This window comes from Arthrobacter sp. NPDC056886 (assembly GCF_042788715.1).
Classification (GTDB): domain Bacteria; phylum Actinomycetota; class Actinomycetes; order Actinomycetales; family Micrococcaceae; genus Arthrobacter.
The window spans coordinates 37760-53081 of sequence record NZ_JBHUBT010000013.1 but is presented as its reverse complement, the minus strand read 5'-3'; the positions used below and the strand labels follow the sequence as shown (position 1 = coordinate 53081).

The following is a 15322-nucleotide window of genomic DNA, read 5'->3' as shown; positions in this document are numbered from 1 at the left end:
TCGATCCCCCAGTCGGAGGAGGGCCACGGCCGACCGTACTGGCCAGGCCTGGTCAGCGCCAGTCTGACCCCAGCCTGCTCCCCGTCAGACCCCGACTGACTCTGCCTGACCCCGTCAGACCCCGGTAGATACCGTCAGACCCCGGTAGATACCGTGTCGTCGTCGCGGTCCGAAGCTCCTGTCACTTCGCTCTGTTGGCTTCCCGGTTCGCTTCCCTGCGGGGCAGCGCCGGCGGCATTGAGGTGACCGCGGCGTCCGGCCCAGCGTTCAAACCAGACGGTCGCGAAGGGGAAGACGGCGGACAGGCCTGAGAGCAATGCAACCCGGAACGGCCAGCGAAGCTTCGCCCACAAGCTCAACGCCGCGATCGCATAGCCGATGAAGAACGCCCCGTGGATCGGACCGGCAATCTCTACGCCGAGTTCCGTCGTCTTGGTCACCCATTTGAGCACCATGCCGAACAGCAACGCAGCCCAGCTGAACGCTTCGGCGATTGCCAGTCCCCGGAAGACACGGATCATCATGGCGGTCGGTGGGAATGTCATGCGGTTCTCCTGGTTCCTGGCATCCATCGGTAGATGTCCGGTGGTAATGGAAACGCCCCGGCTGGCGGCCTGGAGTGGCCGTGAACCGGGGCGTTTCTGAGTTACTGGTTGCTGCGTTCCCTGGTTGCTGCGCTACCGGGTGGCGCTGCGGGCGGGGCCTAGCGTCCTCGGGCCGCCTTGCGGTCCGGACGGGCCTTGTAGGGATCGATGCCCTTCGGGATGGGCAGGCGGCCGCCGAGCGAGGAAATGCGCTTGGACACGGCACTGACCTCGGTCTTGGTCAGTTCGCCTTTGAGCTTGTTCATCTTCCTGGCGATCTGGCTGAGCGGCACCTGGCCCTCGCCGCGGCCGCTCTCGATCACGTGGATGGTGACGTTGGGGAGGATGCGGGCGAGACGCTTGCGCTCGGCGTCGACCAGCGGCTTGACCCGGTTGCTGGGGCCTTCGCTGACGAGCACGACGCCGGGACGGCCGATGGCGCGGAAGACGGCGTCCTGCGTGCGCGGGTTCACGGCGACGGGCTGGTCCTCGGTGATCCAGCCGCGCTTGAGCGTGCCCAGTGCGGCACCTGAAGCGCCTGGCTGGTCCTCGATCTGCGCGAACGCTGCACGCTCGGCGCGGCGGGACAGGATCAGCGTGGCCGCTAGGGCACCGAGTGCGATGCCGATGATGAGACCGGTGATCCAGTTTTCGAGCAGGAACCCGACCAGGAGGCTGACTGCGACAACACCCAAGAAGGCCAGCAACATCAGCCACGGAACCATGGGATCGTGGCGGCGCGTCATCTGGAAGACTTCGCCGATCTGCTTCAGCCGGCTCGGCTTCTTGGCCTTTGCTGCCTTGGGCTTGCGGGAGAAAAGTCCGCGCTTCGGAGCATCGGAAGCCGGGCTGGAGTTGCTGGGATCAGGGGAATTCGCCATAGTGCCTTAATTCTACGTGATGGACAGCCAAGGGCCGGCACCAGATGACTCCGGTGCCGGCCCTTGGCTGGAAGGGTGTTAGAACGGGATTCAGGAATGCGCTGCGAGCAGCGAGCTGGCTTCCTGGCGGGTGCTGCCCGAGCTTTCGATGTGCGCGAGCTCGGCCGGGATTTCCCAGCCCTTCTTGCGCATCGCAGTTGCCCAGAGCCGGCCGGCGCGGTACGAGGAACGCACCAGGGGCCCGCTCATGACGCCGAGGAAGCCGATCTCGTCCGCTTCGTTCTGCAGGTCCACGAATTCCTGCGGCTTGACCCAGCGGTCCACCGGCAGGTGGCGCTCGGACGGGCGGAGGTACTGGGTAATAGTGATCAGGTCGCAGCCGGCCTCGTGCAGGTCCCGCAGAGCCTCGGAGATTTCCTCGCGGGTCTCGCCCATGCCCAGGATCAGGTTGGACTTGGTCACCATGCCGAGCTTGCGGCCCTGGGTGATGACATCCAGGGAGCGGTCGTAGCGGAACGCCGGGCGGATCCGCTTGAAGATCCGGGGCACGGTTTCCACGTTGTGGGCGAAGACCTCGGGCTTGGAGTCGCAGATCGCCTCGATGTGCTCGGGCTTGCCGGAGAAATCGGGGATCAGCAGTTCGACGCCGGTGCCCGGGTTCAGCTCGTGGATCTTGCGGACCGTCTCGGCGTACAGCCAGACGCCCTCGTCAGCGAGGTCGTCGCGGGCCACACCGGTCACGGTGGCGTAGCGCAGCTGCATGGCCTGGACCGAGCGGGCCACCTTGGTGGGCTCGAACATGTCCACGGGCGAGGGCTTGCCGGTGTCGATCTGGCAGAAATCGCAGCGCCGGGTGCATTCGGAGCCGCCGATCAGGAAGGTCGCTTCCTTGTCTTCCCAGCATTCGAAGATGTTCGGGCAGCCGGCCTCTTCACACACCGTGTGGAGGCCTTCCTTCTTGACGAGGTTTTTGAGCTGGACGAACTCGGGGCCCATCTGGACCTTGGCCTTGATCCATTCCGGCTTACGTTCCACCGGTGTGGCCGCGTTTCGCTGCTCAATGCGCAGCATCTTCCGGCCTTCTGGTGCCAGTGTCACAGTAGAGCTCCTTCTGGGGTTGCAACTAGGGCTTGTTCATTGTTGCGCAGTTCTTCGGTGATCCGCGACACGAGGTCCGCCGGGGTGACGTCCCTGCCAAGTTCTTGGGCGATAGTGGTGACGCCTGCGTCACTGATGCCGCAGGCAATGATCTGGCCGTAGGGAGCGAGATCGTTGTTGCAGTTGATCGCGAAGCCGTGCATGGTGACGCCCTCGTTGACGCGGATGCCGATGGCTGCGATTTTGCGGTCCGGGCCCTTCGCATCCTGCTCGATCCAGACGCCCGCGCGTCCCTTGATCCGGACGGCGTCGATGCCGTAGTCGGCCAGGACGGCAATGATGACGGCCTCGAGGCGCTCCACGTAGTCGCGGATGCCTGCTTTGTTCTTGAGCTTGATGATGGGGTAGCCCACCAGCTGGCCGGGGCCGTGCCACGTGAGCTTGCCGCCGCGGTCCACGGCCACAACGGGAGTTCCGTCAAAGGGCCGTTCGTGGTCTTCGGTGCGCTTGCCGGCGGTATAGACCGCGGAGTGTTCGAGCAGCAGTACGGTGCTGGGCGCGGTGCCCGCGAGGACTTTTTCATGCAATTCGCGCTGGATGTCCCAGCCGCGCGTGTAATCGATGAAGTCCGGGGCGAGACCCAGCTGTTTGAACTCAAGAGTCATGGCATCAAGCTTAGACCCAGCCGCACCTGGCGCCCGTTTGTGTGCTTAAGCTCTCATGCCTGTGGATAACTTCTGCACGATTCCGCGCGATCGGCTATTTCTTGGGTATGGAAGATCTCCCTGCCGTGGGCGGCGCGGCCCCCGAGGTTCCCGGTTACGACGTCGGACGCCTGCTGGGGCGCGGGGGCACCGCCGCCGTGTGGCTGGTGACCGACAGGTCAACTGGCCGGGAATTCGCTCTCAAGTGCTTCGACAACCGGGGAGAGGCAGGGGAAAACGACGGCGGAACCGCGGACCGGGAAGCTGAAGAAGCCATGCGCCGGGAAGTTCGGATCCTCTCGGCGCTGGACCACGACCACCTGCTCCGGGCCCACACCGTGCAGCGCCTCCGCGGGCCGGGGGCCGGCCCGGACGACAAGGACGCCCTGGGCGTGGTGCTGGACTATGCGCCAGGGGGATCGGTGGCGGACCTGGTCACGGGCCGTGGCCGGCTTGGTGCAGGGGAGACCGTGACGGTTCTGACGCCCATTGCCCAGGCACTTCAGTACCTGCATTCGCATGGCTTCACTCACGGCGATGTCTCGCCGGGCAATGTGTTGTTCACGGCGCACGGGAAACCGTTGCTGGCCGATGTGGGCGTAGCCCGGATGGTGGGCGACGCCGGGGCAGCCCACGCCCCCGGGACCGAGGGCTTTTCCGATCCGGCGCCGGTGGATGCCGTCAGGGCGGGCCTCCAGCCGGAGCGCGACGTTTATTCATTGGCGGCCCTGGGCTGGTATTGCCTGACGGGCCGGGCCCCGGTCTCAGGTGCCGGGCGGCCGCCGCTGCCGCTCCTGGTACCGGAGGTCCCGGCGGCGCTGGCCGCCGCGCTGGAGTCCGGACTCGACGAAGACCGGCGGCAACGGCCCTCGGCCGCCGAAATGGCCGCCGCGATCTACCGCAGCACGGCGGCGGAGCCGGTGGACCTATCTGTCACGGCCCACCCAAGCGTGGCACCGCACTTGCTGACCCGCCGCACGGTGCCCCGCAGCGCCCGGGAGCGGCGGGCCGAGCGGCTCCGCGCCTGGTTGCGCCGACCCTTCGCGGGCCGCGCGCCCCTGCCGGGACGTGCAGCCTATACGGCACCCGCCGCCGTCCCTGGCCCGTTCAACGGTGCGGCCTCGGACACCGGCGCAGACTCCTTCATGGACTCAGGTTCTTCCGTCCGTAACGGCGCTTTCGCCGGCGAGGGACGTTTGCCGGATACAGCCCCTCCGTCGGGGGCCGCCGTGCCCGGGACGGTCCTCGCGGCGCCGGCAGGGGCGCATGCAAGGACTTCCCCCGTCTCGACGGCGAGGCACGCCGCCTCCGGGCCCACTGCGAGGCACGCCGCTGCCGGGCACAGCGCTGGGTCCGCGGCCGGGCACAGCCCTGGGCCCACCGCCGGGCGCAGCACGGGATCCGTCGCCGAGCGCAGCACCGAACACAACACGGCGCCACACGTCGGAGACGAAGCCCGTCGAGAGACTGTGCTTGTCATCCGCCCGCGGGCCCGGCCACGCATCCGGCAGGGTGACGTGTTCGACGCCGGGCGCCGTCGGGGCCGCCGGAAGCTGTGGGCCGGCGCGGCAGTGGCGGTGATGCTGGCGGCCGGTCTCTGCGCTGCCTGGCTGCGTCCGGGAGGGGGCATCGCGGAACTGTTTGCCGCATCGACGCCGCCCGCATCGGCGCTCCCCGCATCGACGGCGCCCTCATCGACGCTCCCCGCGGCAGCCCCGGGCGCCGCCGACGCCGGCACGGATGGCTCCTCCCGCGGCGGGGGGCCTAGCTATGTGGGGCCTGGCGATCGGGGGACGGGCAGCGGGACAGCCGGCACGGCTGGCCCGCCCGCTGCCAGCATCCCAGGCCAACTCCGCGAGCTCCTGGAGTCGGAAGACCCCGGCCAGGCGGTCCGGGGACTTGCCGCGCTCCGCTCGCTGGCCTTCAGCTCCGGGAATCTGCGTCTGCTGCAGGAAGTGAATGTCCCGGCATCGGCCGCGGCGGACGCGGATGCCAGGATCGGCGCCCGGCTGGCGGCGGCTGGACATGTCCTGTCCGGGTTCGAGACCACGCTGGCGCGGGTGCAGACGGTGGCGGACGGCGCCCCGGACCGGACGGTGGTGGCCGTCAGTGCCGTGTCCTCGCCGTATCAGGAACGCGATGGTGCCGGTCAGGTGGTGGCTGAGGCCCCAGCCGGGAAGGAGATCAGGCTGCGGCTTGTCCTGGCGAGCATTGACGGGCGGTGGCGGATTGCGCAGGTCCTCGGCGAGGATCCTGCGTCAGGTTAGCCGCGTCCGGCCACCCACGCCGCCGCGTCGCGGAGCGACGGGTGGTGCCAGGCGAAGCTGTTGTCCGCCAGCACTGCCGGCTCCAGCCGCTGGCTGGCGAGCAGCAGTTCTTCGGCCAGCTGGCCCATCACCAGCCGCAGCACCGGGGCGGGTACCCGCAACACCGCCGGCCGGTGCAGCGCCCCGGCCAGCTGCGCGATCAGGGAGTTCACGTCCGCGGTTTCAGGAGCGCAGACGTTGACCGGCCCGGACACGGGCGCCGAGAGAAGGAATGAAAAGGCGCCAGCCACATCCGGCAAGGTGATCCAGGGCCAGTACTGGCGGCCGTTGCCGAGCGGGCCGCCGACGCCCAGGCGCAAGAGCGGCAGCAACCGGCCAAGCGCGCCGCCGGTGCGGCTCAGGACGACGCCCGTGCGGGGCGTGACCACGCGGACCCCGGCCGGTGCCTCCTGCGCCGCGGCCTCCCAGTCGACGCAGATCCGGGCCAGGGTGCCGTTGCCGGCCGGCGCGTTCTCCCGAAGCACCACCGCGCCGGCGTTGCCGTAGTAGCCGGAGGCCGACTGGCTCAGGAACACCGCAGGCGGCGTCTCCTGCCGGGTCATCGCCGACGTGAGGGTCCGTGTCGCCCCCAGCCGGGAGCTGCGGAGTTCGTTGACACGCGCCCGGGTCCAGGGCCGGTCGCCGATTCCGGCGCCGGAGAGGTTGACCACCGCGTCCGCGCCCTTCAGGGCGGCGTCGTCGATCCGGCCGGCGGCCGGGTCCCACTGGAACTCAGCCGCGGAGACGGGGGCCCGCCTGACCAGGGCCACGACGTCGTGCCCCTCGCTGCGCAGTGCGCTCGAAAGGGCAGTTCCGATCAGCCCGGAGGCCCCGGCAATAAGGATTCGCATGATCCATCTCACCATGCCCGGCACGGCCGCGAAACTCCCGGGCCGACAGGGCCGTTGTGGCTATGATCGAACGATGACCCCCTCGAGTTACTTCCGTTTCCCGCATGTCCACGGCGATCTGGTCACCTTCGTGGCCGAGGACGATGTGTGGATTGCACCCGTGGGCGGAGGCCGTGCCTGGCGCGTATCCTCCCTGCAGTTGCCGGCCCGCAACCCCCGCTTCACGCCCGACGGTAAGCGCCTGGTCTGGACCGTGGTCCAGGGGACGGCCCCGGAGGTCGTCACAGCAAACGTCGACGGCGGCGGCTACCGCCAGCTGAGCTACTTCGGCCACAGCTCCACCCGGGTCAAGGGCTTCACGCCCGACGGCGACGTCCTGGTCACCAGCGCGTTCCGCCAGTCAGACAGCCGGCACACCCATGCCTACAGCCTCCCCGTGACCGGCGGCTGGGCGCAGGAACTCCCGTTCGGCCCGGTCGAGTCGGTGGCCTTCGGCCCCGTCGTCGGGGATGAACGCCCCGTGGTGCTCGCCAGCGTCCTCTCGCGTGAGCCCGCATGGTGGAAGCGGTACCGCGGCGGCGCCGCCGGCAAGCTGTGGATCGACGCCGACGGAAACGGTGAATTCGACCGGCTCGCCCCCACGCTGGACGGAAACCTCACGGACCCCCTCTGGGTCAACGGACGGATCGCGTTCCTGTCCGACCACGAAGGCTACGGCAACCTCTACTCCGTGCTGCCGAACGGCAGCGACCTGCGACGCCACACGGACCACGAGGACTTCTACGTCCGCCACGCCGCCACCGACGGGGACCGCATCGTCTTCGAATCGGCCGGGGAGCTCTGGCTGCTGCCCAGCCTCGACGCTGAGGCCGTCAAACTCGACATTTCGCTGGGGTCCGCCTCGCAGGCCCGCCGCGCCGCGCCGCTGAAGCCCTCCCGGCACCTCGGGGACGTCGTCCCGGACCGCACGGGCGCGTCCAGCGCCGTCGAATCCCACGGAACCGTCCACTGGCTGCGGCACAAGGACGGCCCGTCCCGCGTCCTCGAAGCCACCCCTGGCGTCCGGGCACGGCTGGCCCGGCCTTTCGGTGAGGGCCGGATCGCCTATGTCGCCGACCACGACGGCGTGGAGGCCCTGTACCTGAAAACCATCGCGGCGCCCCTGGCCGGCGCGTCCGTGGCAGCCGCGCAGGGGCAGCCCGCTGTGAAGGCAGCTGGGGAGTCCGCTCCCCAGTCCGGCCCGCAGTCCACAGCTGCGTCCGAAGACGCCGGCATGCCGCTGCCGAAGCCGGTGTCCGCAGCCGCGCTGACCGGCTCCGGACCAACCCCCGCCGCGGCGAGCAGTACCGTGTCCAGCCCGGTCACAGCAGTCCCGGCCCTGGCCGCTGCTGACGCCTCCGTCTCCGGCCCCGAGGACCGGCCGGCCGATGCGGGGGCCGCCACGGCGGCGGCGCCTGCATCCAGCGAGGTCACCCGGATCGACTTCCCCAAGCCGAGCCGCGCCAGCGCCATCGAAGCCAGCCCCGACGGGCACTGGCTCGCAGTCGGCACGTCCTTCGGTGACATCTACCTTGCCGACACCCGCACGGGCACGATTTCCCAGCTGAGCAGCATCGGCGAGGGCAGCATTGATGGATTCACGTGGTCCCCGGACTCCGCGTGGCTCGGCTGGTCCGAGCCGGTCACGTCCTTCGGGTCCCGCAGCCGGCTCCGGATCACCAGGATCGACGGCGGCAAGGACGCGGCGATCATCGATGTCACCGACGGCCGGTTCCGCGACCAATCCCCGTCGTTCACCCCGGATGGCAAATTCCTCGCCTTCCTCTCCAACCGCAGCTTCGATCCGGTCTACGATGGCCACTCCTTCGATCTGTCCTTCCCGAGCCCGATCAAGCCCTACCTCGTCGCACTCGCCGCAGACACCCCGTCGCCGTTCGGCCCGAGCGTCGATCTCGACGCCGACGCCGGTGCCGCAGACGCAGTATCAAGCGCGGCCGTAGGCGCCGCGGGCGGGACGCAGTCCGCCGCCAAGCCCGTGACGTCAGTTCGGGTCGACGCCGACGGACTGGCCCACCGCGTCATCTCCGTTCCCGTGCCGCAAGGCAACTACTCCTCACTGGCCGCCGCTGCCGGGGCCCTGCTCTGGCTTGACAGCGAACTCGCCGGCACCACCGGCGAAGGCCGGGCCAGCCTCGAGGACAAGGGCGCCGCGCCGAGCCTGGTCCGCTACGACCTGGCCAAGCGCCGCACGTCCACGATTGTTGAGGCGCTGGACAGCTATCGGCTCTCCGGCAACGGAGAAAAGATCGTGTTCATCCAGGACAAGCAGATCCGCGTTGCGCCCGCCGGCGCCAAGGCCGACGAGGACTCCGGCCAGCTGGTCAAGGTGGACCTTGGCCGCATCCGGGTGCAGCTGGACCCGCTCAGCGTGTGGGGCCAGGCCTTCGATGAGGCATGGCGGCTGCAGCGCGACTTCTTCTGGACCGAGGACATGGCCGGCCAGGACTGGGAATCCATCCACGCCCGCTACCGTCCGGTGGTGGAACGCCTCGGCTCCCACGATGACCTTGTCGACCTGCTGTGGGAGCTGCACGGCGAGCTGGGCACCTCCCACGCCTACGTCCGCCCGGTGGCCGTCACGGAGAACGGCAGCAGCCCCCAGGGTCGCCTCGGCGCGGATCTGGAGTTCACGGGCGAGGGCTGGGAAATCACCCGCATCCTGGCGGGGGAGTCCTCCGATCCGCTGGCCACCTCGCCGCTGACCCGGCCCGGCGCCGACGCCAAGCCAGGCGACGTCCTGCTGGCGATCGACGGCGTCGAACTGACCCAAACGCGGACTCCGGCTGTGCAGCTCGTCGGTGCGGCCGGCCGCGCGGTGGAACTCACCTTGCGCAACGGCGCCGGCCACGGCGCGGCTGCAGGAGCACAGCGCCGCGTGGCGGTGATCCCGGTCAAGGACGAGGAGCGCCTGCGCTACCAGGAATGGGTCGCCGGCAACCGGCGGACCGTCCGTGAAGCCTCGAACGGGACGTTCGGCTACCTGCATATCCCGGACATGATGGCCAACGGCTGGGCCCAGCTGCACCGCGACCTCGACACCGAAACCGCCCTGGACGGACTAATTGTGGATGTCCGGCGTAACCGCGGCGGCCACACATCCCAGCTCGTGGCCGAGCTCATCGGGCGCAAAGTCACCGGCTGGAGCATGCCGCGCGGGGAAAAGCCGCGGACGTACCCGCACCACGCTCCCCGCGGACCGGTCATCATCCTCACGGACGAGTTCGCCGGCTCCGACGGTGACATCATCACGCAGGTCTCCAAGCTGCGGGGGATCGGGCCCGTCATCGGCACCCGCACCTGGGGCGGCGTCGTCGGAATCGACAACCGCTTCGCGCTGGCCGACGGCACCGGCGTCACCCAGCCGCGCTACGCCACCTGGTTCGCCGGTGGCGTCGGCTGGGGCGTGGAGAACTTCGGCGTTACCCCGGATATCGAGGTGACCTTCCCGCCGCACGCCTACGCCGCCGGCACCGACCCGCAGCTGGAGTACGGAATCGGGGCGTTGAAGGAAATGATCCAGGAACTGCCCACAGACCGTCCGCCGCTGCGCGAGGGCTACCGCAGGGTCCGGCCCGCAGCACTGCCTGCACGCCAGCAGGCCGGCCAGGCCTAGGGTTCCGCCCGACCGCGAGGACGCTGATCGAAGGACCAAAACGAAGGCCCCCGCCCTTCCTGGAGATTCCAGGAGGGCGGGGGCCTTTGCTGTACTGCGTGCCCTTAACTGCGGGGTCTTGAACCGCAGGCGGAGCTAGGAGGCCAGAGTGGCGTCCAGGGTGATCTCGATGCCGGTCAGGGCGGCGGAGACGGGGCACCCGGTCTTGGCTTCCTCGGCCACTCGCTTGAAGTCGTCTGCGGAAATGCCGGGGACCCGCGCGGTGACGGTGAGGTGGCTGCCGGTGATCCCGGTGCCGGGCTGGAACGTCACGTCCGCCTTGGTGTTGATCTCCTCGGCCGTGAAGCCGGCCTGGGCCAGGCCGTTGCTGAATGCCATCGAGAAGCAGGCAGAGTGCGCTGCCGCGATGAGCTCCTCGGGGCTGGTCTTGCCTTCGGCGGCCTCGGCGCGCGCCTTCCAGGTGACGTCGAAATTGCCCAGCCCGGAGCTGTCCAGGGTGGTGTTGCCGGCGCCTGTCATCAGGTCGCCATTCCATACTGTGTGTGCGGTGCGTGTTGTTGCCATGTCCACTCCTCGACGTCGTTATGAATCAGGGACCCGGCGATATGCCGGAGCCTGCCGTGATCAATCCTAGGGATTCTGCGCAGCCTCCGCACGGGGGTTCCGCTGTCAGAGGATTGTGACCCCTGGCAGGTTCGTTCGTACAGTGTCGTCATGGAAATTACCGAAGATGCGCAGGCGCCTGCGGCGCCGTCGGCGCGCATCGCCACGATTATGGTCAACGCCGTCGACGCCGACCGCCTGGCGCAGTTCTGGGCGGCACTGCTGGGCACGGCGGTCTCGTCCCGCTTCGAACAGTTCGTATGGCTCCGGCCCGCCGGCCCCGGAGCCCCGCAGTTGGCCTTCCAGCAGGTCGCGGAGCCCACGGAGGGCCGGCGGCGCCTGCACCTGGACATCCACGGGTCCGACCCTGCGGCCCTGCGCGCCCACGCCGAGTCGCTCGGTGCCCGGTTCGTGGAGGGCCATGACATTGGCGACTTCCATTGGGATGTCATGCAGGATCCCGAGGGCAACGAATTCTGCATCGCCGGCGACTGACAGGCCGACAGCGCCCTCTTAACGACAGCGCTCTCTTAACGACAGTGGCGCCGTACCCCGGCCGGGGTACGGCGCCGCCGCTCGTCAGAAGGTGCTGTTCGTCAGAAACTACTGCCAGAGGGTCGCGATCGCCACGTTGAGCAGTGCCAGGCCGCCGACGCTGTTCGCGAGGCCCTTGCTGATCGGCTCGCCCTTCTTGTACTTGCGGCGGCCAATGAAGGCCAGGACGCCGACGATCAGGGCGATGACGAGCTTGATGCCGAGCTTGACGTAGTTGGCATTCATGTCCAGGGCGGGGATCAGTCCCATCATGATGATGCCCGTGATCAGCTGCAGCATCGCGCCGTCGAACTGGCGGGGGTGGACGGTGGGCTTCTTCATCTGGCCGATCCAGATGCCGACGATCATGGCGGCGCCGATGATGTGCAGGAAGACCATGACGTTATAGACGATGTTCATGGCATCAGTGTAGCGAGAGACTTCTACGCGCCGTAGTAGGACCCGCCGGGCCAGGGACGGAACGGCAAACGGCGACGGCGGCACGGGCCCTCCGGTGGTTTCCCACCGGCGCCCGCACCGCCGTCGCCGTCGGTGTGCTTTTAGACCCTAGAGCCCGAGGTCGGCTTCGAAGGCGCCTTCCTCAAGGCGTGCCTTCAGCGTCTGCAGGAAGCGTCCCGCGTCGGCGCCGTCCACCAGGCGGTGGTCGTACGTCAGGGAGAGGTACATCATCGAACGGATGGCCAGCGAGTCATCGCCGTTCTCGTCGGCGACCACGACAGCCCGCTTGACGATCGCGCCGGTGCCGAGGATGGCAACCTGCGGCTGGTTGATGATCGGGGTGTCGAACAGGGCGCCCACGGAACCGATGTTGGTGATGCTGAAGGTTCCGCCGGAGAGCTCGTCCGGGCCGATCTTGCCGTTGCGGGTACGGTCGGCGACGTCGGCGATCTTACCGGCCAGGCCGGCCAGGTTCAGGTTGCCGGCGTCGGAGATGACCGGAACCAGCAGGCCCTTGTCCGTGTCCACCGCAATCGCCAGGTGCTCGGCGTTGTGGTAGGTGATCTCCTGCTTGTCCTCGTCGTAGGAGGCGTTGACCTTCGGGTGCTGCTTCAGGGCCTCGGCAACAGCCTTGGCGATGAAGGGCAGGAAGGTCAGCTTGGAGCCGTTCTGGGCCTGGAAGGAGTTCTTGGCCTTGGCGCGCAGCTTGGCCACCTTGGTCATGTCGACCTCGTGGACCTGCGTCAGCTGGGTGGAGATGTCCAGCGACTCGCGCATGCGGCGAGCGATGACCTGGCGGATGCGCGGAGCCTTCTGCACGGTGCCGCGCAGCGAGGACGCCGCACCTGATACTGGCGCAGCTGCAGGCGCAGTTGCCGGTGCCGCGGCGGGAGCGGCCGGCGCGGCCTTTGCCTCGGCAGCTGCCAGCACATCCTGCTTGCGGATGCGGCCGCCGACGCCCGTGCCTGTCAGGGCAGCAATGTCGACACCCTGCTGGTTGGCCAGCTTGCGGACCAGGGGAGTGACGTAGCCGGACTCTGCCGGTGCGGCAGCTTCCGTCTTCTCCGGTGCGGCGGGGGCGGCAGGCGCAGCCGGGGCAGCGGGGGCTTCTTGCTTCGGTGCTTCCGGGGCCGGGGCCGGGGCTGCGGGAGCTGCTGCCGGCGCGGGGGCTGCCGGAGCTTCCTGCTTCGGGGCTTCCGGTGCCGCGGCGGGTGCCGGTGCGGCGGGTGCTGCGGCGCCGGAACCGATGACGGCCAGGACGGAGCCGACCTCGGCGGTCTCGTCCTCGTTGACGCGGATCTCCAGGAGGGTTCCGGCTACGGGGGACGGGATTTCGGTGTCAACCTTGTCGGTGGAGACCTCGAGCAGCGGCTCGTCGACCTCTACGGTGTCGCCGATGCTCTTCAGCCAGCGGGTGACGGTGCCTTCGGTGACGCTCTCGCCGAGGGCAGGCAACGTGACGTCGTGTCCTTCCCCGGCGGGAGCAGAAGCAGGAGCTGCAGCCGGTGCCTCTTCAGCCGGGGCTGCGGGAGCCTCGGCTGCGGGCGCCGGTGCCTCTTCGGCGGGAGCCTCGGCCTCGGCAGCCGGGGCCTCTTCGGCGGGGGCGGCGGCCGGGGCCTCTGCGGCGGCCGGGGCGGCATCGCCCGAGCCGATGCGGACCAGCGGGGCGCCAACTTCAGCGGTCTCGTCTTCGGCGACGAGGATTTCCTCGATCACGCCGGCGATTGGAGAGGGGATCTCGGTGTCTACTTTGTCGGTGGAGACTTCGAGCAGCGGCTCGTCCACCTCTACCCGGTCACCGACCTGCTTGAGCCAGCGGGTGACGGTTCCTTCGGTGACGCTCTCACCGAGGGCGGGCAAGTTAACGGATTCAGACATGTCGTCCCCGTTCTCCTTATTGATCTTAGTGCGGATGATTGCTGCCTTGTTCGAGCTTAGTGCACCCGGCATTTCCAGCCGGGTGCACCAAGCACAGCGTTCTTGCGGTGGTGCGGGCGGAGCTGCTAGCCGTGGAGGGGCTTGCCCGCCAGGGCCAGGTGCGCCTCGCCCAGGGATTCGTTCTGGGTGGGGTGGGCGTGGACCAGCTGGGCCACGTCCTCCGGATAGGCTTCCCAGTTCACGATCAGCGCGGCTTCACCGATCTGCTCGCCCATGCGGGCGCCGATCATGTGAACGCCCACCACGGGGCCGTCCTTCTGGCGGACCAGCTTGACCAGGCCGGACGTGCCCAGGATGGAGCTCTTGCCGTTGCCGGCCAGGTTGTATTCCTGGGTCTGGATCTGGTCCTCGCCGAACTTCTCCTTGGCGGCCTTCTCGCTGTAGCCGACGGTGGCGATTTCGGGATCGGAGTAGGTGACCTTGGGGATGTTGATGTCCTCGACGATGACCGGCTTCAGGCCGGCGATCTCCTCGGCGACGAAGATGCCCTGCTGGTAGCCGCGGTGCGCGAGCTGTACGCCGGGGACGATGTCACCGACGGCGAAGATGTTGCCGACGCCGGTGTGGAGGCGCTCGTTGGTGATGACGAAGCCGCGGTCGATGGTGATTCCGGCCTCTTCGTAGCCGAGGTTTGCCGTGACGGGGCCGCGGCCGACAGCTACGAGCAGCAGGTCGGCTTCGAAGGTCTTGCCGTCCACGAGGGTGACCTTGACCCCGTCGTCGTTCTGCTCGACGCCCTGGAAGAAGACACCGGTGGAGAACTTGATGCCGCGCTTCTTGAAGGCGCGCTCAAAAGCCTTGACGATCGTGGCGTCCTCATTCGGAACCAGCGACGGCAGGCCCTCGACGATCGTGACGTCGACGCCGAAGGACTTCCAGACCGAAGCGAACTCGACGCCGATCACGCCGCCGCCCAGGATGATCGCGCTCTTGGGGATGTAATCCATGGTGAGGGCTTCGTCGGAGGTGATGACCTTGCCGCCGATTTCCAGGCCCGGCAGCGTGCGGGAGTAGGAGCCGGTCGCGAGGACAATGTTCTTGCCCTTGTACGCGGTGCCGTTCACGACGACGGTGTCGGTGCCCTGAAGCTTGCCTTCACCCTCAATGACGGTGATGCCCTTCTTGCCCTTGATCAGACCCTGCAGGCCCTTGAACTTACCGGCAATGATGCCGTCCTTGTAAGCGTTGACGGCGTTGATGTCGATGCTGTCAAGAGTCACGTTGACGCCGTACTTGGCCGAGTCCCGGGCGTGGTCGGCCAGCTCTGCCGAGTGCAGCAGGGCCTTGGTGGGGATACAGCCGTTGTGGAGGCACGTGCCGCCGAGCTTGCCCTTTTCGATGAGGCCGACGGTGAGGCCAAGCTGGACAGCACGCAGTGCGGTGGCGTAGCCGCCGCTGCCGCCGCCGAGTACCAGGATGTCGAATTCTTGCGCAGTTGCCTGATCGGCCACTAAAACGCTCCCTCGCGTGAACGATGACACGAGAGTACGCATCATCTGGTCTTGGAACCTGCCTGCTGTGATTGTGCCAGCCGGCCGGTTCCCTTTCATTTGTGACTACTACATTTGGGGTCTGCTTCTGGGAAACAAGGTTTACCTTAGCGAACCACTAATACATGCTCCACCTTGCCATGGCGTTTGTGGAGCGCTTGTGTCCAGTGTCACGCGGCTTTGTGGCCGGGGAGGCATCGC

General features: G+C 68.3%; 12 protein-coding genes. 3 read left to right on the top strand and 9 right to left on the bottom strand.

Annotation, left to right across the window (positions count from 1 at the left end):
- Positions 1-134: 134 nt before the first annotated feature.
- The 4 genes from ACFRJ8_RS20145 to lipB form a co-directional block, all read right to left on the bottom strand.
- Positions 135-545: a DUF3817 domain-containing protein gene (locus ACFRJ8_RS20145; protein ID WP_377988150.1), complete on the bottom strand. Its 411-nt coding sequence runs from the start codon at positions 543-545 to the stop codon at positions 135-137.
- Positions 546-703: 158 nt separating this feature from the next.
- The gene (locus ACFRJ8_RS20140; protein ID WP_377988149.1) at positions 704-1465 is read right to left on the bottom strand and encodes a DUF4191 domain-containing protein; all 762 of its coding nucleotides are present in this window, start codon (positions 1463-1465) and stop codon (positions 704-706) included.
- A 90-nt stretch (positions 1466-1555) separates the two neighbouring features.
- Positions 1556-2563: a lipoyl synthase gene (gene lipA, locus ACFRJ8_RS20135; protein ID WP_018772382.1), complete on the bottom strand. Its 1008-nt coding sequence runs from the start codon at positions 2561-2563 to the stop codon at positions 1556-1558.
- Entirely contained in the window at positions 2560-3228 is a 669-nt protein-coding gene (gene lipB / locus ACFRJ8_RS20130; RefSeq protein ID WP_377988148.1) for a lipoyl(octanoyl) transferase LipB, read from the bottom strand. Before lipB ends, lipA begins: the two co-directional genes overlap by 4 nt.
- Before the next feature lie 107 nt (positions 3229-3335).
- Here lipB and ACFRJ8_RS20125 point away from each other — a divergent pair, with 107 nt between their 5' ends.
- Positions 3336-5534 carry a protein kinase gene (locus ACFRJ8_RS20125; RefSeq protein WP_377988147.1) on the top strand — a complete coding sequence of 733 codons (2199 nt, stop codon included), beginning with the start codon at positions 3336-3338 and terminating at the stop codon, positions 5532-5534.
- On the opposite strand, the gene ACFRJ8_RS20120 is transcribed toward ACFRJ8_RS20125, so the two are convergent.
- The gene (locus ACFRJ8_RS20120) at positions 5531-6424 is read right to left on the bottom strand and encodes a TIGR01777 family oxidoreductase (protein ID WP_377988146.1); all 894 of its coding nucleotides are present in this window, start codon (positions 6422-6424) and stop codon (positions 5531-5533) included. The two genes, ACFRJ8_RS20125 and ACFRJ8_RS20120, sit on opposite strands and share 4 nt — an antisense overlap.
- A gap of 73 nt (positions 6425-6497) precedes the next feature.
- Here ACFRJ8_RS20120 and ACFRJ8_RS20115 point away from each other — a divergent pair, with 73 nt between their 5' ends.
- Positions 6498-10097 carry a S41 family peptidase gene (locus tag ACFRJ8_RS20115; RefSeq protein ID WP_377988145.1) on the top strand — a complete coding sequence of 1200 codons (3600 nt, stop codon included), beginning with the start codon at positions 6498-6500 and terminating at the stop codon, positions 10095-10097.
- 135 nt (positions 10098-10232) lie between these two features.
- On the opposite strand, the gene ACFRJ8_RS20110 is transcribed toward ACFRJ8_RS20115, so the two are convergent.
- The gene (locus ACFRJ8_RS20110) at positions 10233-10661 is read right to left on the bottom strand and encodes an OsmC family protein (RefSeq protein ID WP_377988144.1); all 429 of its coding nucleotides are present in this window, start codon (positions 10659-10661) and stop codon (positions 10233-10235) included.
- Between the two features lie 150 nt (positions 10662-10811).
- Between ACFRJ8_RS20110 and ACFRJ8_RS20105 the strand changes: the two genes are divergently transcribed.
- The gene (locus tag ACFRJ8_RS20105; protein ID WP_377988143.1) at positions 10812-11195 is read left to right on the top strand and encodes a VOC family protein; all 384 of its coding nucleotides are present in this window, start codon (positions 10812-10814) and stop codon (positions 11193-11195) included.
- A 108-nt stretch (positions 11196-11303) separates the two neighbouring features.
- Here the strand turns inward: ACFRJ8_RS20105 and ACFRJ8_RS20100 are convergent, their stop codons facing one another.
- The 3 genes from ACFRJ8_RS20100 to lpdA all read right to left on the bottom strand — a co-directional run bounded on the left by ACFRJ8_RS20100 (position 11304) and on the right by lpdA (position 15082).
- Entirely contained in the window at positions 11304-11654 is a 351-nt protein-coding gene (locus ACFRJ8_RS20100) for a hypothetical protein (protein WP_229995712.1), read from the bottom strand.
- A gap of 147 nt (positions 11655-11801) precedes the next feature.
- Complete coding sequence (gene sucB / locus ACFRJ8_RS20095) at positions 11802-13571, bottom strand: 2-oxoglutarate dehydrogenase, E2 component, dihydrolipoamide succinyltransferase (protein WP_377988142.1); 1770 nt, start codon at positions 13569-13571, stop codon at positions 11802-11804.
- 125 nt (positions 13572-13696) lie between these two features.
- Positions 13697-15082: a dihydrolipoyl dehydrogenase gene (gene lpdA / locus ACFRJ8_RS20090; RefSeq protein ID WP_377988141.1), complete on the bottom strand. Its 1386-nt coding sequence runs from the start codon at positions 15080-15082 to the stop codon at positions 13697-13699.
- Between the last annotated feature and the right edge of the window lie 240 nt (positions 15083-15322).

Excerpts from the sequence above, each read along its gene's own strand:
- ACFRJ8_RS20145 (WP_377988150.1), bottom strand. The coding sequence starts at position 545 with ATGACATTCCCACCGACCGCCATGATGATCCGTGTCTTCCGGGGACTG.
- ACFRJ8_RS20140 (WP_377988149.1), bottom strand. The coding sequence starts at position 1,465 with ATGGCGAATTCCCCTGATCCCAGCAACTCCAGCCCGGCTTCCGATGCT.
- lipB (WP_377988148.1), bottom strand. The coding sequence starts at position 3,228 with ATGACTCTTGAGTTCAAACAGCTGGGTCTCGCCCCGGACTTCATCGAT.
- ACFRJ8_RS20125 (WP_377988147.1), top strand. The coding sequence starts at position 3,336 with ATGGAAGATCTCCCTGCCGTGGGCGGCGCGGCCCCCGAGGTTCCCGGT.
- ACFRJ8_RS20120 (WP_377988146.1), bottom strand. The coding sequence starts at position 6,424 with ATGCGAATCCTTATTGCCGGGGCCTCCGGGCTGATCGGAACTGCCCTT.
- ACFRJ8_RS20115 (WP_377988145.1), top strand. The coding sequence starts at position 6,498 with ATGACCCCCTCGAGTTACTTCCGTTTCCCGCATGTCCACGGCGATCTG.
- ACFRJ8_RS20110 (WP_377988144.1), bottom strand. The coding sequence starts at position 10,661 with ATGGCAACAACACGCACCGCACACACAGTATGGAATGGCGACCTGATG.
- ACFRJ8_RS20105 (WP_377988143.1), top strand. The coding sequence starts at position 10,812 with ATGGAAATTACCGAAGATGCGCAGGCGCCTGCGGCGCCGTCGGCGCGC.
- ACFRJ8_RS20100 (WP_229995712.1), bottom strand. The coding sequence starts at position 11,654 with ATGAACATCGTCTATAACGTCATGGTCTTCCTGCACATCATCGGCGCC.
- sucB (WP_377988142.1), bottom strand. The coding sequence starts at position 13,571 with ATGTCTGAATCCGTTAACTTGCCCGCCCTCGGTGAGAGCGTCACCGAA.